At 67.2% G+C, this 18586-nt stretch carries 16 protein-coding genes; 12 read left to right on the top strand and 4 right to left on the bottom strand.

What is annotated here, in order from left to right; genetic code table 11:
- Positions 1–51: 51 nt before the first annotated feature.
- Both mtnN and I6B53_RS00590 read right to left on the bottom strand, forming a co-directional pair.
- Positions 52–786, bottom strand: coding sequence for a 5'-methylthioadenosine/S-adenosylhomocysteine nucleosidase (gene mtnN, locus I6B53_RS00595; RefSeq protein ID WP_301554146.1), 735 nt, complete (start codon positions 784–786; stop codon positions 52–54).
- A gap of 89 nt (positions 787–875) precedes the next feature.
- On the bottom strand, positions 876–1349 hold the full coding sequence (locus tag I6B53_RS00590; protein WP_253953902.1) for an S-ribosylhomocysteine lyase: 474 nt from the start codon (positions 1347–1349) through the stop codon (positions 876–878).
- Positions 1350–1854: 505 nt separating this feature from the next.
- On the opposite strand from I6B53_RS00590, the gene I6B53_RS00585 reads away from it, so the two are divergent.
- Both I6B53_RS00585 and I6B53_RS00580 read left to right on the top strand, forming a co-directional pair.
- Positions 1855–2901: a hypothetical protein gene (locus I6B53_RS00585; RefSeq protein ID WP_216764358.1), complete on the top strand. Its 1047-nt coding sequence runs from the start codon at positions 1855–1857 to the stop codon at positions 2899–2901.
- A 234-nt stretch (positions 2902–3135) separates the two neighbouring features.
- Positions 3136–4977 (top strand): L-serine ammonia-lyase, iron-sulfur-dependent, subunit alpha, encoded by a 1842-nt coding sequence (locus I6B53_RS00580; protein WP_216764357.1) that lies wholly within the window; start codon positions 3136–3138, stop codon positions 4975–4977.
- Here the strand turns inward: I6B53_RS00580 and I6B53_RS00575 are convergent.
- Positions 4964–5281, bottom strand: a complete 318-nt coding sequence (locus I6B53_RS00575; RefSeq protein ID WP_216764355.1) for a hypothetical protein — start codon at positions 5279–5281, stop codon at positions 4964–4966. The genes I6B53_RS00580 and I6B53_RS00575 overlap by 14 nt on opposite strands.
- A 52-nt stretch (positions 5282–5333) precedes the next feature.
- On the opposite strand from I6B53_RS00575, the gene msrA reads away from it, so the two are divergent.
- The 6 genes from msrA (at position 5334) to I6B53_RS00545 (ending at position 13323) form a co-directional block, all read left to right on the top strand.
- On the top strand, positions 5334–5843 hold the full coding sequence (gene msrA / locus I6B53_RS00570; protein ID WP_216764354.1) for a peptide-methionine (S)-S-oxide reductase MsrA: 510 nt from the start codon (positions 5334–5336) through the stop codon (positions 5841–5843).
- Between the two features lie 103 nt (positions 5844–5946).
- Positions 5947–7998 (top strand): hypothetical protein, encoded by a 2052-nt coding sequence (locus I6B53_RS00565; RefSeq protein ID WP_216764352.1) that lies wholly within the window; start codon positions 5947–5949, stop codon positions 7996–7998.
- 482 nt (positions 7999–8480) lie between these two features.
- Positions 8481–9089: a 2-oxoacid:acceptor oxidoreductase family protein gene (locus tag I6B53_RS00560; RefSeq protein ID WP_216764350.1), complete on the top strand. Its 609-nt coding sequence runs from the start codon at positions 8481–8483 to the stop codon at positions 9087–9089.
- On the top strand, positions 9082–10368 hold the full coding sequence (gene porA, locus I6B53_RS00555) for a pyruvate ferredoxin oxidoreductase (protein WP_216764349.1): 1287 nt from the start codon (positions 9082–9084) through the stop codon (positions 10366–10368). Before I6B53_RS00560 ends, porA begins: the two co-directional genes overlap by 8 nt.
- Complete coding sequence (locus I6B53_RS00550; RefSeq protein ID WP_216764347.1) at positions 10365–11690, top strand: thiamine pyrophosphate-dependent enzyme; 1326 nt, start codon at positions 10365–10367, stop codon at positions 11688–11690. Before porA ends, I6B53_RS00550 begins: the two co-directional genes overlap by 4 nt.
- Positions 11691–11697: 7 nt before the next feature.
- Positions 11698–13323 (top strand): NAD(P)-binding protein, encoded by a 1626-nt coding sequence (locus I6B53_RS00545; protein WP_216764345.1) that lies wholly within the window; start codon positions 11698–11700, stop codon positions 13321–13323.
- 76 nt (positions 13324–13399) lie between these two features.
- Here I6B53_RS00545 and I6B53_RS00540 read toward each other — a convergent pair whose 3' ends face one another.
- Positions 13400–14080 (bottom strand): TetR/AcrR family transcriptional regulator, encoded by a 681-nt coding sequence (locus tag I6B53_RS00540; protein ID WP_216764343.1) that lies wholly within the window; start codon positions 14078–14080, stop codon positions 13400–13402.
- 361 nt (positions 14081–14441) lie between these two features.
- Between I6B53_RS00540 and I6B53_RS11205 the strand changes: the two genes are divergently transcribed.
- The 4 genes from I6B53_RS11205 to I6B53_RS00525 are packed head-to-tail and all read left to right on the top strand — an operon-like array spanning position 14442 to position 18585.
- On the top strand, positions 14442–14573 hold the full coding sequence (locus tag I6B53_RS11205) for a hypothetical protein (protein ID WP_301554136.1): 132 nt from the start codon (positions 14442–14444) through the stop codon (positions 14571–14573).
- 4 nt (positions 14574–14577) lie between these two features.
- Complete coding sequence (locus I6B53_RS00535; protein WP_216764342.1) at positions 14578–16701, top strand: YcaO-like family protein; 2124 nt, start codon at positions 14578–14580, stop codon at positions 16699–16701.
- Positions 16694–17806, top strand: a complete 1113-nt coding sequence (locus I6B53_RS00530; protein ID WP_216764341.1) for an iron ABC transporter permease — start codon at positions 16694–16696, stop codon at positions 17804–17806. The genes I6B53_RS00535 and I6B53_RS00530 overlap by 8 nt, the downstream gene beginning before the upstream one ends.
- A complete protein-coding gene (locus tag I6B53_RS00525) occupies positions 17803–18585 on the top strand; it encodes an ABC transporter ATP-binding protein (RefSeq protein WP_216764339.1) in 783 nt (260 codons plus the stop codon). Before I6B53_RS00530 ends, I6B53_RS00525 begins: the two co-directional genes overlap by 4 nt.
- The last annotated feature ends 1 nt before the right edge of the window (position 18586 follow it).

The following is an 18586-nucleotide window of genomic DNA, read 5'->3' as shown; positions in this document are numbered from 1 at the left end:
ACGGGTCCTTCCCACAGTTGAAACGGATGGTCGGCCGGAAGCGGCGCCGAGTCAGTACAGCCGCAGGAACTCTCGCACCGCGTCAGCACTGTGCTGGGCGGCGCGGTCGGAGTCCATGTGGAAATCCTGGTCGGCTCGCGGCCCGCACAGGTCGGACACGGCACGCATGGAGATCCAGTCGACGCCTGACGACCAGCACACCTGTGCCATCGCGCAGGTCTCCATGTCGGTGGCCACCGCGTCGGGGAACTCCTGGCGCACAGGAGCGACATTGGCTGCGGTGACGAATGAGTCGGCTGAGACGATCCGCCCTCTGCGCACCGGGTGGTCGATCCGAGCGGGCAAGACTTCCAGCGCCTCCAGCGCCCTTGGCGAAGCGGAGTAGTCCACCGGCATGCGCGGCACCTGCCCGCGGGCGTAGCCGAAGGCTGTGGCGTCGACACCGGAGTAGATCGAGGTGGTGCCGGCCGCCACGTCCCCGACCTCGACGTCCACGTGCAGCCCGCCGGTCGTGCCTGCGGCCACGACGATCTGCGGGTCGACCAGCGTCAACGCACGGGCGGTGGCGCTGGCGGCGTTGGCCAGGCCGATGCCGCCGGTGACCACCAGGACCGGGGCGCCGTCGATGCTGCCCAGCACGAAGGACTGGAGGTGTGCGCCCGCACTGCCCGAGGTCAGCTCGCTGCGCCCGTCCTGGTCCATGAGGGCCAGTACGGGGGCCGCCTCCTCGGCCATGGCGCACTGGACGACGGCGCACACGCGGGGCCGCCGGGGCAGGGCCGGCAGTGCCGGGGTGGCGTGCTCCTTCGGCGAGGACGAGGTCGGGGTCTGCACGTCAGGGACGGACGAGGCCGGAGCTGGTACTGCTTCGGCGTTCACTTGGCCTCCTCAGCCATGACGATCTCCCACTGGTTACGCTTCGCCAAGAAGTCGCGAACGGCCGCCTGAGCGGCCTCGAGGCTGTGGTTGGCACCCCAGCCGCACTGGACCTCGTTGGCGGCGGGAACCTCGGTGGCGGCCAGGATGTCCTCGAAGGAGGCTTGGAGCAGCGGAAGGAAGTCGGCGGCCTCGACGCCGAGCATCAGGGCGTAGAACCCGGTCTGGCAGCCCATCGGGCCGAAGTCGATGAGCTTGTCGGTGTGGTTGCGCATGAGCTCGGCGGTGAGGTGCTCGATGGAGTGCACCGCTTTCATGTCGAGGTGCTCGACATTGGGCTGGCTGAAGCGGACGTCGTACTTGATGAGCACGTCCCCGCCGGGCAGTTCCTTGCGATCGGCGACTCGCACGTAGGGCGCCACGACCAGACGATGGTCCAGGTTGAAGGATTCGACGTTCATGCGTTCAGTCATGACTTCGAGTCTAGGGTTCCGGCTCGGTGCGGCCACTCCCGGCCCACGCGGCGGTCGGGCCGACCGGGTGTCGGCATGCCCCCGCAGACCTCGGCGCCCACTGCCCCGCCCTCGTCACGCCCCCGCACACCGGGCGGCGCGCACCCCTTCCCCACACTCACCGCGGACCTGCAATCACACCCGCGTGCGACAGGCGGCGCATCCACACGCTTTTGCCGGCCCTCGGGCTCTCTGCCGCTGCCTCGACTTCGCGCCTCAACACGCAAGTGGCAAGGCCCTGCGCACACCGGGGCCAGTACGCAGACCGGGCCGGCACACGTGCACGAGCCCGGCCCACGGCCGACCCGGTGTCGTTTCGACCCGGGCCCGAAGACTTTGCCACCCCCGCCTCGCCCCTCACCCCCCACACGCGTGAGGCAACGACATTCCCATGCACTTCGATTGCGTCATCCACAGATGCATCCAAGTGACTTCATGCACATCATGACCGTGACATTCTGTGTCCATGCAACTCAGTCTGGCCGACATTCGGCGAACTCAAGGCACTCACGAACTCACGCGCGCCTCCGCCGATCACCTCGTCAAGCTCAAGCACGGCATCGCACTCTCGGTATGTCCGGAGTGGTGCTCGTACCCGCCGTGGGAGAAGTGGGAGATCATCGCGAAGGCACGGATCCTGGCCGCCTGGTCAGCGCTGGGGCCATCGGTCACCTTCACTGCCCACTCCGCATTGGCCCTGCACGGGCTCACCGGATGGGTCGCCAACCCGGACGTGGTTGTGAGAACCACGAGCCGTTACCCCACGAGCACACTTCCGTCGGTGACCATCGGCACGACCACTGTTCCACGGGTGTTCCTGCGCCAGTCACGAACCAGTCCAGTGACGAAGACCGTGCACTTCGGTGACCTCCGAGTCGACTCCCTCCACGATGTGGCGATCGATTTCGCCGCCGGCGCCCACCCCTTGGAGGCATTCGTCGCCGTGAGCGCCATCCTCCGCAAACTCTGCGGCTTCAATCGCTTCACTCCGGAAAGTTCCGTTCCTCAGGCGAACAACGTACGAAGAAGTCTGCTCGCACTTCTCGAGTCGGCCCCGACCAGGCGCGGCGTACGACGGGCGCACAGAATCCTCACCCACGCGGATCCCGGATGCGAGAACGTGGCCGAAGCCGCACTGCTGTGGGTGCTTCTCACGGTTGCTCCGGAACCTCCGCTCACCCAGTTCGAGGTGAGTCCCCGGGGGAAGCGCTACTTTTTCGACATTGCCTTGCCTGGCTTGAGGATCGCCTTCGAGTTCGACGGCATGGGGAAGATGGGCACCTCCGAGGCCGAGTTCCTGCGGCTGCAACGCGAGATGCTCGATCGGCAGCGGATCTTGGAGCGGGCCGGATGGCGGATTGTGCGGATCCAGTGGCAGGACTTCACCGACTTCGATGCACTGCGTCGTCGCCTTGCTGACGAGATCGGCACGCGGACCGGGCAAGGCCCTTGGTCACAACTGTGGAAGCCGGTCCCGGTTTCGCTCAACGGCCCCGAGCGGCGGTTCCTCTGAGAAGGAGGCGAGGCCGGTGGTCACCGGGTCCACAGGACGAGGGCGAGGCCGCACCTGTCCCATCGGCATGACGCGTTCCACGATCCACCAGTCCGAGCCCACCAAGAATGGTGCCACTCGCTGTCGAGAGGGAGACGAGGGCGAGACCGGCGATCACGCGCCCCGCCCTCGTCGCAGGGCAACCAGGGGACCCGGCGCCACCCCCGAGGGCGAAGCGATGCGAGAATCGTCCCCATGACTCTCCACCCGACACCCGCAGCCGGGGCGATCCCCACGGCCGCGCCTTCGGGCCTGGCCCACGACCTGGGCACCTCCGGGCACACGCAACTCTCCGTCGTCGACCTCTTCCGTGTGGGCATCGGCCCCTCGTCCTCGCACACTGTCGGCCCGATGCGCGCCGGACGCGCCTTCGCCGGAGAGTTGTCGATCCTGCTGCACACGGACGAATCCCTGCCCGGACTCGGCCGCACCCAAGGCGTCAGGGTCCTGGGCAGTGGACCGGCACCGGTCCGCCGGTTGACGATCGAACTCTTCGGGTCGCTGGGAGCCACCGGTCGCGGCCACAGCACCGACCGCGCCGTGCTGCTGGGGCTCGCAGGCCTGGATCCCGAGACGGTCAGCATCGACCAGGTCGAGGGACTGCTGCCCACCATCGCCGACAGTGGCCACCTGAACCTTGCCCGGATCGGCCAAGTTCCCTTCGACCTGGCCGCCGACCTGCGATTCCTGCCCCGCACGGTGCTGCCCCACCACGTCAATGCGCTGACGATCACCGCATGGGGGTCCGGCGGCATCGACGCGGGCGAGCCCCTGCTGCGCCGCACCTACTACTCGGTGGGCGGCGGGTTCCTGGTCGTCGACCTCTCCCCCGATCCCGCGCGGCCGGTTCCCGTCCCCTTGGACCGTTTCGTTCCCGGCTCATGGGACGAGGGCGAGGCGGCGGCCGTTTCGGGGAGAATCGCCAGCCGAAGCGCTGGCAGCCAGGCCGGCCCGAAGGGCGCACACAGGGGCCGGGCCGCCGAATCCTCCGGGGCTTGCGGCGTTTGCGCGACTCCCGGCGGCATGTCGGGCAGTGTCCCCCACCCCTTCCGCACGGGGCGTGAACTGCTCAAGGCCTGCGCCGACTCGGGGCTGTCGGTGGCGGACCTGGTGCGCGCCAATGAAGAGGCTCTGCGCCCACCCTCGCAGGTGGAGGAGCACCTGGACCTGGTGGCCAACACGATGTTCGAATGCGTCGACGCCGGGATCGCGGCCCACGGGATCCTGCCGGGGGGTCTGGACGTGCCGCGCCGGGCGGCGGCGCTGGCCGCGAAGCTCCAGCAGCGGGCCACCTCCTCGCCAGAGGCGGGAACCGGCGCCCTGGAGTGGGCCTCCACCCCTGCGGACCCGATGCGGGCCATGGACTGGGTGAACCTGTACGCCCTGGCCGTCAACGAGGAGAACGCCGCCGGCCACCGGGTGGTCACCGCTCCGACGAACGGAGCGGCCGGGGTGGTGCCGGCCGTCCTGGGCTATCTCACGTCCTACTGTCCGGAGGCGGGCGCCGCCTTCGGGATCGTCAGCCCCAGCGACCAGACCTCGACCATTGCCTTCAGGATCTCGCCGGAAGACACCGACGAGGCCCCGGCCCGTAGGCGCCGCGCAGTCCACGACTTCCTGCTGGCGGCCACTGCCGTGGGGTCCCTCATCAAGACCAATGCGTCGATCGCCGGTGCGGAGGTCGGGTGCCAGGGCGAGGTCGGCTCGGCCTCGGCAATGGCCGCCGCCGGTCTGGCCCAGGCCTTGGGCGGCACGCCCAGCCAAGTGGAGAACGCTGCGGAGATCGCCATGGAGCATTCACTGGGGCTCACCTGCGACCCGGTGGCCGGGCTGGTGCAGATCCCCTGCATCGAACGCAATGCCATTGCGGCGGTCAAGGCCATCAATGCGGCCCGCATGGCCCTGTGGGGCGACGGCCGGCACGCGGTCAGCCTGGACGCCGTCATCGAGACGATGCGTCAGACGGGGGTCGACATGCTCTCCAAGTACAAGGAGACTTCCGCCGGGGGCCTGGCCGTCAACGTCATCGAGTGCTGAACGCTTCGTTGGCCACGGGCCGTCGGCGAGGATCGTCATGACCAGTGTCCGGACCACCCCGAACGCCACGGCCCACACGGGGAACGTTCATGCCTGTCGGGTCCGACAGGCCGAGCATTCCGGCAACCAGCGCCGACATGTTGTTCACGACGTGCATGGCGATCAGCACCTCCAGGCCGTCGGTGCGCACGTGGAGCCATCCGGCACACGGTGCGAAGACGCCGATGTCGACCAGGCCCTTCCGGTCGTGGTCGTGTCCGACCACAGAGCTGGGAAAAGCATCACAGGAGGCAACGCGCCTCATGGGGGACAATGGTGCCGTCCGACGCCCGCTTTCAACTCCAAGGAGCCCACACATGTCCGAGACGCGCACCATCACCCTTGCCGGAGGCTGCTTCTGGGGCACGGAGAAGCTTTTCTCGCTGGTCCGCGGCGTGACGAACACCCAGGTGGGATACGCGAACGGGCCCGCCGAAGGGCCGGTCACCTACGAGCAGGTCTGCGCGGGCTCCGGTCACGCCGAGGCCGTGCGCGTGGACTACGACCCGCAGGTCGTGTCGCTGGCGACCTTGGTGGACCTGTTCTTCGACACGATCGACCCCTTTGCCGTGAACCGTCAGGGCAATGACCGGGGTGTCCAGTACCGCTCCGGCATCTACGTCCAGGACCAAGGGGACCTGGCTGAGGTGGCCGCCCTGGTCGCGGCCCTGGAACAGCGTCTCGGCGCCAGCCCCGTGGCCACGGAAGTGGCCCCCCTGCGCAACTTCCACCCTGCCGAGGACCACCACCAGGACTACTTGGACAAGAACCCTCTGGGCTACTGCCATCTGGGGCCGGCGGCGTTCGCGAAGGCCAAGGCGATCTGAAACGACCTTCGCACCTCCTGAGGGGTCGGATGTACAGTTCCTCGTACGGGCACCCCGGCTCCATCCCTGCCGCGGGTGAGTCCACCAACGCGGAAGGACGGCCATGGACGACAAGACCTCCACGCCCCCGGGCCGTCGTTGGGTGCGCCCCGGCCGCCGGGTTCCCGGCCCCTTGCACTTCGGAGCGGTGGTCGTGGCACTGGCTCTCTTGGCGGCGAGCGCCTGCCTGTGGATGGCCCTGGGTCCCCAGGGGCCCGTGGCGTGGGGAGTCGTCCCGGCCGTGGTCTTCACGTGGGCGTTGGTGCTGCTGGTGCACCAGGACCGTTCCGCTGCGCGTCGACATGTGTGGGGGGACGAGGGCGATGTTCCGTCCACTCCCGTGCCGACGCTGACTGCGTTGCTCACCTCGATCGGCTTGGGCCCGGCTCCCACTCCGGGTGTCACGGATCCGGCGCAGGAGCGCGCCACCACGGTCAAGGGCTCATCTCGACCTCGTATGCGCGAGGTGGCGGTGGGCGCCTTGGTCGTCGCGGTCCTCACGGGGCACTCGTGGTGGACGACCCTGTCGGAGTTGCCGCGAGGCGTGACCTTCCCGTGGACTCTGCTCAGCTTCACCCTGACTGTCACGGCGCACTTGGTCGTGCTGCTCACACTGTTGCTGTCGCTTTCGCGCGCGGATGACGACTGGGCGCGTGAGCGCCCGTGGACCGCATGTGACACCCGGTGGACTGTCGCCATGACGCTGCTGTGGGTGGCCGGCACGATGGGTCTGGTGGCTCTGACCGTGCACGCGCAGACGGGTGTGGCGGGGCTGAGTGCCGATGTGGTGCACACGGCGGCGGCCGCCGCCCCCGCCAATTGGGAGGCCCCGCAGTCGGCCGCCCCCTCGAAGGTCCTGTGGGTGCGCGCCCTGCCGGGCACCGAGTCGGCGGATGCGACCCAGAGTGCGGATGAGTCGACCCCTTCGCAGGTCCTTCCGGGTTCGCGTGGGCCGATCCTGGTCGGCACGCACCGGATCACCGGCTTGGAGGCGGCCACGGGTGAGGAGGCGTGGAGGTGGTCTGTGAGCACCTTGTCCGTCCTGGCCGGCAAGGACGGCACTTTGGCCCTGGTGTCGCCCGACGGCGATCGCCTGGCATTCGTCATGGAGACGAACCTGCGCGTGAACCAGTCGGACCGGCCTGTCGTGCGGGTGCTGGACACGGACACGGGTGAGCTTTTGTGGCAGCGCAGTGTCGGCCATGACGAGCGTCTGGTCGCCATGACCGACCATGTCGTGGCCGTGGGTCGGTCCGCCATCTCCCTTGCGGACGGCTCCGAGGCGTGGCGCCTGACCGACGGGGAATTCTTGGCGGGGACGCATGCCTCGTCCTCGTTGGTGGTCAGGCAAGGCGCTGAGGGTGTCCAGAGCGGGGACGTGCCGCCAAGTGGACAGGTTCGCCTGAACGGCGTGGCTGTTCAAAGTGGTGACGCCCCGCAGAGCAGCGTCGCGGCGGAGGGCGCGTGGCCCGTCCTGGACGCCTCTTTCCGCGTGGTGGACGACCTTGACGGTTCCACGACGAGGACGGGGCTCGGTCCTGTGGTCGCCCCGTCGGTGCCGGGCTTTTCGACCTCGGGGCCGTGGATCCGCCTGCACGATCCGGCCACCGGTGCGAACTCGGCCCTGGACATCGACTCGGGCCAGTCGGCGGCCCTGCAGCCCGGAATTCCCAAGCCCCTGTCGATGGGTTCGGCAACCGGAATGACCTCCATCCCGGTGGTGACCACCGCCCGCGAGCAGGGCAGCTCGGGGGATGCGAAGACGTGGGGAGCCATGGTCATGGACGCCGCGACGGGGAAGACCGCGCCGCTGCCCCGTGGGGGCGAGGTCGACGCGGCCACTGAGACGGGCAAGTTCGTCACGGCGACGACGGTGGTCCACGTGCCGCGTTGGACTTCCCCGACCTTGGACATGGTTTCGGTGGACGGTCGGCGACTGGCCCATTTCTCGATCCCCGAACTTCGGGTGCCCGAGCCCGGCCATCAGTGGCGGGTGCGCGAAGCCTGGTCGACCTCGCAAGGAGTGTTCGCCCTGCTGTGCATGGTCAGGGACGGCGCGCCCACGACTTCGGCCATCACGGGCGAGGGCCCGGTCCTCATGGTTGCCCTGGGCTGACGAAACCGGCTGCACCGCAGGTGCACACTGGAGGCACCGAGGGTCTTGTCCCCGCACTTTGGCGATGACGCCGTTTCGAACTGGCAAGGATTCTTTGGGAGGTGAGCGTGGTGCCGGGGTGGCAGATTCGCCCCGGTCGGAACTCGTGGCCCCTGCGGTGGACGCCCGGGTGCAGCAGTACGGCCTGACAGACCACGTGCGCCGCGCCTGGGGCCGCCGGGGTTCCTGCTGGGCCCGGCGCCGACAAGCTCGTCGAGCTGCTTCTCGATCGGCGTCATGCCCCTGTACGGGTTGTCCTCGCCCTGGATGTGGTCACAAGGGTGCCCTCAGCCCCGTCCTCGACGAAATTGAGAACCTTGAAGGCGCGAATTTGTGCGTTCGGTCACTTCCCGTCTCAGCGGGTGGCCGCCCGCATCCGCACGAAACCGCGAAAAGCTTGAAGAGCCCACGAAAAGCAGGCCCCCACGCCTAGCGTCGGGCCCATGGTCGAAGTGAGAATCCACGGTCGAGGAGGACAAGGAGTCGTCACGGCGTCCGACCTGTTGGCAATGGCAGCCTTCACCGACGGACACCACGCGCAAGCCTTCCCCTCCTTCGGTTCCGAAAGGACGGGTGCGCCCGTCGTGTCCTTCTGCCGGATCACCGATGCGCCGATCCGCACCCGAGAACCCGTCCTCGAACCTGATCTCGTCATCGTCCAGGACCCGACCCTGCTGGCGGTCATGGACGTCTTCGCGGGCCTGAAGCCGGACGGGTACGCCCTCATCAACTCCGGCAAGTCACTGGAAGACCTGGAACTCACTCACCTGCTCGACGGGCGCCCCGCCGGTCGGATCGTGACGATCCCGGCCTTCGAGATCGCCAAGGAGCACCTGGGACGCCCCGTGCCCAACGTCGTCATGCTGGCCGGAGCCGCAGCTCTGACCGGCCTGATCCGCCTGGACTCCATGTCACGGGCCATCCGCGAGCGCTTCCCCGGCAAGATCGGCGAAGCCAATGTCCGCGCGGCCGCCGCCGCCCACGACCTCGTGCGTTCCCGCATCGACGAGGCCGCCACCACCCACGACGGAGCGGAGGACACGCATGCGTGAACAGATCGAAGGTTCCCAGGCGATCGCCAAGGCGGTGGCCGCCTGTCGTCCCGAAGTCATCGCCGCCTACCCCATCAGCCCACAGACCCACATCGTCGAGGCCCTGTCGGCGCTGGTGAAGAAGGGCGATCTGCCGGGCTGCGAGTACCTCAACGTCGAGTCCGAGTTCGGCGCCATGTCCGCCTGCATCGGCGCTTCGGCCGTCGGAGCACGGACCTACACGGCAACCGCTTCGCAGGGCCTGCTCTTCATGGTCGAGGCCGTCTACAACGCTTCGGGTTTGGGCCTGCCGATCGTCATGACGGTGGCCAACCGGGCGATCGGCGCCCCCATCAACATCTGGAACGACCACACCGACGCCATGAGCCAGCGCGACTCCGGCTGGCTGCAGCTCTACGCGGAAACCAACCAGGAGGCCGCCGACCTGCACGTCCAGGCCTTCCGGATCGCCGAGGAACTCTCCTTGCCGGTGATGGTGTGCATGGACGGGTTCGTCCTCACCCACGCCATGGAGATCGTCGACATCCCCGACGAGGCCGATGTCGCGAAGCTCCTGCCCGCCTACGAGCCCCGGCAGGTCCTGGACCCTGCCGCTCCCCTGTCCATCGGCGCCATGGTCGGCCCCGAGGCGTACACGGAGGTCCGCTACCTGGCCCACCACCGCCAGATGCAGGCGTTGGAGTTGATCTTGCAGGTGCAGAAGGAATTCGAGGCCGTCTTCGGCCGCGACTCGGGCGGTTTGGTGCGCCCCTACCACCTGGAGGACGCCGAGACGGTCATCGTGTCGATGGGGTCGGTGCTGGGCACCATCAAGGATGTCGTCGACGAGCGCCGCGAACGCGGCGAGAAAATCGGCGTCCTGGGCATCTGCTCCTTCCGCCCCTTCCCCAGTGCCGCCGTGCGCGAAGCCCTGTCCGGTTGCACACGCTTCGTCAACATTGAAAAGGCCTTCTCCGTGGGCATCGGCGGCATCGTCTCCTCCCACTGCCGAAGTGCCGTGCGCGGCCTGGGACTGGACAACTACGAGGTCGTGGCGGGCCTGGGCGGCCGACCCATCACGAAGGCCTCCCTGCACGCCATGCTCGACGAGCTGGCCGCAGGTGACCTGCCCTTCCAGACTTTCCTGGACCTGGACACCGACCTGGTCGAGAAGGAACTGCAGCGTGAGGCCACCACCCGCCGCTCCGGCCCCACCGCGGAAAACCTCATGCGCGACACCAAGGCCCGCATCGACGCCGTACTGGCTGCGGCCCCGACCAAGGGGGGAGAGACCCGATGACCACCGTCGAGCTGGACATCCCCAGCACCCGCGAAACCGCGATCCCCGTACGCGAACAGGTGAAGTTCTACCAGGTGGGCTCCTACGCGGTGGGCAACCGCCTGGCGGAGGAACAACTGAGATCCCTCCAGTCCGACCCGAACCGCTTCAACACGTTGACCTCCGGCCACCGGGCCTGCCAGGGCTGCGGGGAGGCGCTGGGCGCCCGATACGCGTTGGACTCCGCAATGGCGGCCACCGGCGGCGACCTTGTCGCAGTCAACGCCACCGGCTGCCTGGAGGTCTTCTCCACCCCCTACCCCGAGTCGGCGTGGACGGTGCCGTGGCTGCATTCCCTTTTCGGCAACGCCCCGGCGGTGGCCGCCGGTGCGGCTGCGGGGCTGCGCGCGCTCGGCAAACAGACCCGGGTGGTCGCCCAAGGTGGTGACGGCGGCACCGTGGACATCGGAATGGGCTGCCTGTCGGGCATGTTCGAACGCAATGACGACGTCCTGTACATCTGCTACGACAACGAGGCGTACATGAACACGGGTGTCCAGCGAAGCGGCGCCACACCTCCGACCGCCCGCACCGCCACGACCCAGCCGGTGGGGCCGGAGCCGGGCAACCAATTCGGGCAGGGCAAGGACATGGCGCGCATCGCCATGGCCCACGAGATCCCCTACGTGGCCACCGCAACCGTCGCCGACCTGCGCGACCTGGAGTACAAGGTGACCAAGGCGATGAGCATTCGCGGGGCGCGCTACATCCATGTTCTGGTCCCCTGCCCGCTGGGATGGGGCGCTGCCTCGAATCTCACGGTCAAGCTGGCGCGCCTGGCCACTCAGACGGGCCTGTTCCCCGTCTTCGAGGCCGAGGGCGGTGAACTCACTTCGGTGATGAAGATCCGTCGCCCCGCGCCCGTCGAGGAGTACCTCAAGCCGCAGCGGCGCTTCGCGCACCTGTTCAAGGGCGAGGGCGAGCCGGAGGTCCTTGCCCGCCTGCAGGCCGTGGCCGACAGGAACATCCGCCGCTACGGCCTCATCGAGCAGGAGTCCTTGGACCCCGACGTGCTCGAACGGGTTCTGGCCGCGCCCGAGGACCCGGAGGGACGCTACGAGGCGGTTCTGCGGGCCGCCTCCGAGACCAAGCAGGGGCGCGCGGAGGCCCACCCGGCCACCGAGGAGCAGGATTCTTCGGAGATGTGGGGGCTGAACCGCCGACCGGCCCCGCAGACCCGACCCGCCCACCAAGGTTCGATGGGCCAGTCCTCGTCAGCGCCGGCCCCGGCCTCGTCAACAACGTCGGCGTCGTCGCAACCCGAGACCCCCGGACAGGAGTGAGACGATCATGACTTTGGAGAAGAGCCCCTTTGCGATCACCTTGGGAGTCGGCTCGTCCCTTGCCAACGAGACGGGGTCGTGGAGGTCCGAACGCCCCGTCTACGTCGACCTGCTGCCCCCGTGCAACAAGGCCTGCCCGTCGGGAGAGAACATCCAACAGTGGCTGTTCCACGCCGAGGAAGGCGACTACCAGGCCGCTTGGCGCGAGATCATGGTGAACAACCCGATGCCCGCCGTCATGGGCCGCGTGTGTTACCACCCGTGCCAGACGGCCTGCAATCGCGTGCAGGTCGACGAGGCCGTAGGCATCAACGCCATTGAACGTTTCCTGGGCGACAAGGCTTTGGCCGAAGGCTGGACCGTGCCGCTGTCCAACCCGGAATCCGGCAAACGAGTCCTCATCGTGGGTGCGGGCCCGTCGGGCCTGTCCGCCGCCTACCACCTGCGCTTGGCCGGCCACACGGTCCATGTGAAGGAGGCCGGCCCCATGTGGGGCGGCATGATGCGTTTCGGCATCCCCGCCTACCGACTGCCCCGCGACGTCCTGGACGCAGAGGTCCAGCGCATCGCCGACATGGGCGTGACCTTCGAGTTCAACTGCAAGGTCGAGGACGTGGAGGCCGAAGCGGCCTCCTGGGACGCGGTCTTCCTGGCGGTGGGCGCCCACATCGGCCGACGCGCCTACATTCCGGCGGCCGAGAGCGCCAGGGTCATGGATGCCGTCTCCGTCCTGGCGGATGTGGAGGCGGGTGAGAAGCCTCTGCTGGGGCGGCGGGTCGTTGTCTACGGCGGTGGCAACACGGCCATCGACATGGCGCGCACCGCCAAGCGCTTGGGTGCCGAGGAAGCGGTCATCGTCTACCGTCGCACCCGTGACCGGATGCCGGCCCACGATTCCGAAGTGGTCGAAGCCGAGGAGGAGGGCATCATGATGCGCTGGCTGTCCACGGTCAAGCACGTGGACGGCGACTTCCTGACCATCGAGAAGATGGAGTTGGACGAGAACGGCTTCCCGCAGCCCACCGGTGAGTTCGAGGAGCTCGGCGCGGATTCGCTGATCATGGCGCTGGGCCAGGAGGCCGACTTGTCGCTGATCGAGAACGCCCGTGGGATCGAGATCGTCGACGGGGTCGTCACGGTCGACGACCAGATGATGACGGGTCTGCAGGGGGTCTTCGCGGGAGGCGACATGGTGCCTTCCGAGCGCACGGTGACGGTGGCAATCGGTCACGGCAAGAAGGCGTCGCGCTACATCGACGCCTTCCTGCGGGGCACCACCTACACTCCGGCCCCCAAGCACGAGGATGCGACCTTCGACCGGATGACCCCGTGGTACTACTCCGATGCGCCGCACCAGGTGCGTGAGAAGTTGGAGGGTGCGCGTCGTTCCTCCACTTTCGACGAGGTCGTCCTCGGCCTTGACGAGGGCTCCGCCCTGTTCGAGGCGCGCCGGTGCATGAGCTGCGGCAATTGCTTCGGTTGCGACAACTGCTTCGGCGTGTGCCCCGACAATGCGATCACGAAGATCCGCCCGACGGAGTACGTCTTCAAGTACGACTACTGCAAGGGATGCGGGGTCTGCGTGGAGGAGTGCCCCTGCGGCGCGATCTCCATGGTCCCTGAGCAGGTCTGACCCCGTTCCAGGGGGCGTTCCGGCGGCGCGCACGAGGGCGAGGCTGCTGGCCGAATGTGGCCCGGCCCCGTCCTCGTCATCGTTGGGCGCCGTCGACCAACCAGCGGGCCATGACGGCGGCGATGGCGGCGGCGAACTCTTCTCCCAGGTCGGCGTCGTAGGGCAGGTCCGGGTCCGCTTCGGGCGCGGCAAGCCTTTCGGCTCGGGCACACGCCATCTGCACCTGCAGGCCGTCGGCAAGGGCCACGATGGCTCGGGCAATCCTGCGCGAGGGGGCGTCGGGCCTGACCGTGCCGGCGGCCTTGCCGTCCTCGAAGGCGCGTTCGAGCATCGTGACGGCAGCGCTCAAGTGTTGGGCGAACCAGTCGTGGGCCGGGTGGTCGGTGCTGACCACGGCTCCGGTCATCGCCACGTACAGGGCGGTGCCTTCAACGGCCTTCGCATTGGCGCGCACGGTTTCGACCAGCGCCGAGAGCACTTGGCGCACGTCTGAGAACTGGGAATCCCCGTGCACTTCGATGGATTTGCGGTCGCGCTCCTCCAGGACGGCGGCGAACAGGGCGTCCTTGGACGAGAAGTGGTGCAGCAGGCCGGCCTTGGAGATGTCGGCCGCGTTGGCCACCTCCCCGAGGGAGGTGCCCGCGTAGCCGCGGGTGCTGAACAGGGTCAGGGCCTCGGCAAGGACTCGGGCCCGCTTGTCCTCACTGCCTGCGCGTGGCCGCCCGGGCCCTCGTTTGGCGCCATTGCCCTGGGACATGACTCTCCTTCCTCGGATCAATTCTCGGTATCCATTGTTTCAATTCTCAGTATCCATCGTTCCACATGCCGCGCCCTGTGCAACCCGCACCTGAAGTCGCAACCCCCGGCGACGCTCACCCGTCCCGCCGTCCAGAAGCAGTGTTTCCGCAGGTCAGAGGGTGCAGGTGACAATCAACCGCTCGCAGCGCCGAGGGGTGCCTGAGCGCTGGACGGACCCTCGGCCGGATCCACCGCGGCGACGTCGGCGGGCAACCGGGCCGGGTCCCATCGGACACTACCAGCGGAAGAGGTTTTAGGTTAGACTCACTTTGCTTAGTGCGCACTAAGTTCATGCAGGCATCACATGAAGGAGGCTCACCTTGAGCGACAAGACTGTCAGCGAAATCACTGAAACCAGCCGCGAAGACGCGATCCTCGCGCCCAACTCCAACCACCACCCGGGAATCCACCCGACCTCCGCCTACCAGCTCACCGCCGAACTCGAAGACTGAGCACATGGGGCAGGGAAGCGGAAAGGGCCTCGTCCAACTCTGGCCGTCCGAAAACGGCGTACACGACTCCTGCGCCCGCAGATCCGACGGGGTACTCCTCGGAGGCACCCTCAGTGATCTCGAAGCAATCGGTTGGTGCCCACCCGTCGCCCTTCCGCTCCCCTCCCGTCCCCTGTCCCTCACGATCAACCTTCCCGAGAAGGCCAACCCGATTCTCGTCACCGACCACCCGGCGCCGACCAGCCTCTCCAAGGCCTGCTCACGCACGATGACCACGGCATGCTTCTTCGAGGCCGAAGACCTCTGTGCGGCCACGATCGTCCTTCACTACTCGGCGACCCCGGACCTCCCCGGAGCGATCAAGGTCGAAGAACGCGCTCTGAGCGCCGGAGCATCCTTTCTCGCCCTCTTCGTCCGATTCCCCGAGCTCTACCTCGGCCCACTGTCGAGCCCGCGATTCCCTCATGTGTACAAGCATTTGGAAGCGCGTCTGACCGCAGCGAGCCTCGTCCCCCGGGCAACATCGGCGACGCTACGCCCTCCCAGCGTGGACCTCGTCCGCCAACGCCTGGAGGAGAACCCCGATTCCCTCTTCGAAGCACGCATCTCGCGCACGCGGGGCGAAGGCGCGGCATCCGCGCTGGGCTGGACGACAATCAACATGCTTTCCGCACTCAGGCGCGACCGGATCCTCGTGCCTTGGTTGACGTGGAAAGGATACGAGGACGCGCCTTCGATCATTGACATTCATTCCGATGCGTTCTGCGACGAACTCGCCGGCATCGTCACGCGCCTTCGCACGATCAGCCACCACGAAGCCCTTCCAGAATGCGTGACCACTGTCCAATCCGATGTCACGGACATTCGCGTCATCAGCCAGTGGAGCAACAACACCGTCTGCCAAGGAAGCGCCATCGACGACGTGGACGAGGCACGACGCTCCGCGGTGGGAGAAGCAATCGAACGGTACTGCGTCAATGTCATCAACTCCGATTCCTTCGTCATCGACGACTACGACACCCTCGTGTCCTCGGGCCTTCACCCGGTCGCCCCGGAGAACTTCGTCCTCTTCTCCCCCGATCAGCATGCGCAGCCCGGTTTTCGATTCGCACCCTTCACACGCTCGACACGCATCCCATGGATGCCGGCGCACAACCTCACGCGCGATCGTGAAGAGCTCGTCCCCGTGTCCATGGTTCACGTCAACTACAACCGCACGGGAACGATCCTGGGGGAACCCGTCTCCTCATTCCCTCGGATCGCTCCGGTCCCCTACGCGGGGATCGCCGCCGGACATGACACGGAAGGGGCTCTCGTCAACGGCCTCGAGGAGATCATCGAGCGTGACGCCACCATGATCTGGTGGCACTCGAAGCCGACGATCAATCCTGTTGCGCTTTCCACCAAGAGCGTCGACGAGGTCGTTGAGCAGTTCAAGGCCAAAGGATTCAGCCTCACCTTCTTCATCCTCCCGAACGAGTTCCGCATCCCCGTCGTCGCCGCAGTCCTGCGCAATGACCACCACCGCACCTGCAACATCGGATTCTCCTGCAGGCCGACCCTCGACAAGGCCGCTCTCAAAGCCGTCACCGAGGCCGCCACCCTGTTCGACGGGGCGATCGACCTCCTCAACCCCGAAGGACGGATGTTCACGGCCATCGAGAGGATGGAGTTGTCGCCGAACATGGCGCTGCCCCACAGGCAGGACCGCGCCTACCTGGACACCATCAACTGGGACTACGACTCCGTCCACGACCTCATGATCCAACAGCAACTCAATCTCGATCCCAGGGCGCAGGCAGAACGCTCGCCCCACCTCGACCGCCCGGAAGTCCCCGCCTCCCACTACCCGGTGGACGAAGGCGAGTCGCGCTGCTCGGCCTACTATCGCGACAAGTTGGAGGCAGCCGGGTACGAAATACTCACCGTCGACGTGACCACCCCCGACATCCGAGCGTGTCACGGCACCGTGATGCGCGTCCTCGTTCCCGGCCTCGTCCCGAACTTCCCCGCAGGAGACATCACGCTGGGCCGAGGGCGGATACTCAACGCCTACCACCGGATGGGACTGCACGACAGGGCGCAGACCCCCGACCAGCTCAATCGATTCCCCCTTCCCCATGCCTGAGGTCCCCATCCCCTTGCCCAGCACCGTCGTGGATGAGCAGGAGCGTCGTGAGCGCCTCGCCACGCGGGCCCGCGCCGTGGGCATCGACACCCTCCTCGTCATCCTTCTGCTCACCTCGCTGCTCTTGGCGTGCGGCATCGGAGCGGTCTCGATCCCTCCGGGAGTCACACTGAGGATCGTCCTCGAACACCTGACCCCGTGGGAGTGGAGCATTCTTCCCGCTCCCGGCCCCGTCGACGAAGGCATCATCTGGAGCACCCGTCTTCCGCGCGCCCTCGTCGGCGCCGCATGCGGGGCAGGGCTGGCCATCAGTGGCCTGGCTGCCCAGTCGACGCTCCGCAACGTCCTTGCCGACCCCTACATCCTCGGGATCTCCGCAGGAGCATCAACAGGGGCGGCGGCGGTCATGGTCTTCGGACTGCACACGGTTGGGGGACCCATCCGCATCGGAGTCGGCACAGGAGCCTTCATCGGTTCACTCATCTCGCTCGCCCTCGTCATGGGTTTGGCCAGAAGCGCCGGAAGGCTCACGAACACCCGGGTGATATTCGCCGGAATGGCGGTGAACTTCTTCTTCTCCGCACTCACCAGCCTCATCATCATGCTCGCAAAGGATCCGACGACAACGAGATCCGTCGTCTTCTGGATGCTGGGCTCCCTGGCCGGAAGCCATTGGACAGAAGTCGCCATTGCGACTGCCGCCAGCGGATGCGGGATCCTCGGATTCATCATCATCGGACGGCGCATCGACGCCCTCTCACTGGGCGACGACATCGCACGCACCCTCGGAATCAACCCGAACCGCCAGCGCTTCCTCGTCTTCCTCCTCATCTCCCTCGTCGTCGCCTTCCTCGTCTCGCTGACCGGGACGATCGGGTTCATCGGCCTCGTCGTCCCACACCTGGCCAAACGGATGCACGGAGGAATCTTCAGACGCTCCGCCTTGGCCTGCGCCCTGACCGGCGCCATCATCATCCTCCTCGCCGACCTCGTGGCAAGAGTCGCCGTGGCCCCCGGAGAAATGTCCATCGGCGTCATCACCGCCCTCCTGGGAGCCCCACTCCTCATGCTCCTCATCGGGCGCGATGCAAGGAATGACGAATGACGACCACTCAGTCCCCCGTTTTCCGGATCGAAGATCTCAGCGTGGCGTACGGGCAGACCCTCGCCCTCGACTCCATCAGCATCGACGTCCCCCACGGAGCGATGAACGGCCTTGTCGGTCCGAATGGATCCGGAAAGACCACACTGCTGCGCACGATGTACAGAGGCCTGTCCCCGACCCGTGGGCACGTCCTCCTCAACGATCGGCCACTTGCCGCCCTCAGGCCCCACGAGATCTCCCGGGAAATCAGTGTCGTCGTCCAACAGTCGTTCATCCCTCATCGGATGAGCGTCCTCGACGAGGTTCTACTGGGACGCATGCCTTTCCTGTCCGACTTCTGCCCCTACGACGACCAGGACCGAGCCCTGGCCCTGGAGGCCCTTGAGGCGGTCGGAATGCTCGACAAACGCGACCGGCGCTCCGACGAACTCTCCGGAGGGGAGCGTCAGCGGGTTGTCATCGCCAGGGCTCTTGCCCAGGGGAGCCGGTGCATTCTGCTCGACGAGCCCACGAACCATCTCGACGTCCGCTATCAGCACGAGGTCCTCTCCCTGCTGCGCGGTCTGGGCCGAACCGTGATCGTCGTCCTCCACGACCTCAACATGGCTGCGCGCTACTGCGACCGGATCCATGTCCTGGACGCAGGTCGCCTGTGCGCAGTCGGCACCGCCGAGGACGTCCTGGTCGAAGACACCATCGCCGAACTGTACGGCGTCGCGGTCTCACGGATCGAACACTGCGGAAAACCACAATTCCTCTTCACATCAACCACTCGATAGA

It is taken from the genome of Schaalia sp. 19OD2882, assembly GCF_018986735.1.
Classification (GTDB): domain Bacteria; phylum Actinomycetota; class Actinomycetes; order Actinomycetales; family Actinomycetaceae; genus Pauljensenia.
This window is presented reverse-complemented; position numbering and strand designations above follow the sequence as displayed.

Excerpts from the sequence above, each read along its gene's own strand:
- I6B53_RS00590 (WP_253953902.1), bottom strand. The coding sequence starts at position 1,349 with ATGACTGAACGCATGAACGTCGAATCCTTCAACCTGGACCATCGTCTG.
- I6B53_RS00585 (WP_216764358.1), top strand. The coding sequence starts at position 1,855 with ATGCAACTCAGTCTGGCCGACATTCGGCGAACTCAAGGCACTCACGAA.
- I6B53_RS00580 (WP_216764357.1), top strand. The coding sequence starts at position 3,136 with ATGACTCTCCACCCGACACCCGCAGCCGGGGCGATCCCCACGGCCGCG.
- I6B53_RS00575 (WP_216764355.1), bottom strand. The coding sequence starts at position 5,281 with ATGAGGCGCGTTGCCTCCTGTGATGCTTTTCCCAGCTCTGTGGTCGGA.
- msrA (WP_216764354.1), top strand. The coding sequence starts at position 5,334 with ATGTCCGAGACGCGCACCATCACCCTTGCCGGAGGCTGCTTCTGGGGC.
- I6B53_RS00565 (WP_216764352.1), top strand. The coding sequence starts at position 5,947 with ATGGACGACAAGACCTCCACGCCCCCGGGCCGTCGTTGGGTGCGCCCC.
- I6B53_RS00560 (WP_216764350.1), top strand. The coding sequence starts at position 8,481 with ATGGTCGAAGTGAGAATCCACGGTCGAGGAGGACAAGGAGTCGTCACG.
- porA (WP_216764349.1), top strand. The coding sequence starts at position 9,082 with ATGCGTGAACAGATCGAAGGTTCCCAGGCGATCGCCAAGGCGGTGGCC.
- I6B53_RS00550 (WP_216764347.1), top strand. The coding sequence starts at position 10,365 with ATGACCACCGTCGAGCTGGACATCCCCAGCACCCGCGAAACCGCGATC.
- I6B53_RS00545 (WP_216764345.1), top strand. The coding sequence starts at position 11,698 with ATGACTTTGGAGAAGAGCCCCTTTGCGATCACCTTGGGAGTCGGCTCG.
- I6B53_RS00540 (WP_216764343.1), bottom strand. The coding sequence starts at position 14,080 with ATGTCCCAGGGCAATGGCGCCAAACGAGGGCCCGGGCGGCCACGCGCA.
- I6B53_RS00535 (WP_216764342.1), top strand. The coding sequence starts at position 14,578 with ATGGGGCAGGGAAGCGGAAAGGGCCTCGTCCAACTCTGGCCGTCCGAA.
- I6B53_RS00530 (WP_216764341.1), top strand. The coding sequence starts at position 16,694 with ATGCCTGAGGTCCCCATCCCCTTGCCCAGCACCGTCGTGGATGAGCAG.
- I6B53_RS00525 (WP_216764339.1), top strand. The coding sequence starts at position 17,803 with ATGACGACCACTCAGTCCCCCGTTTTCCGGATCGAAGATCTCAGCGTG.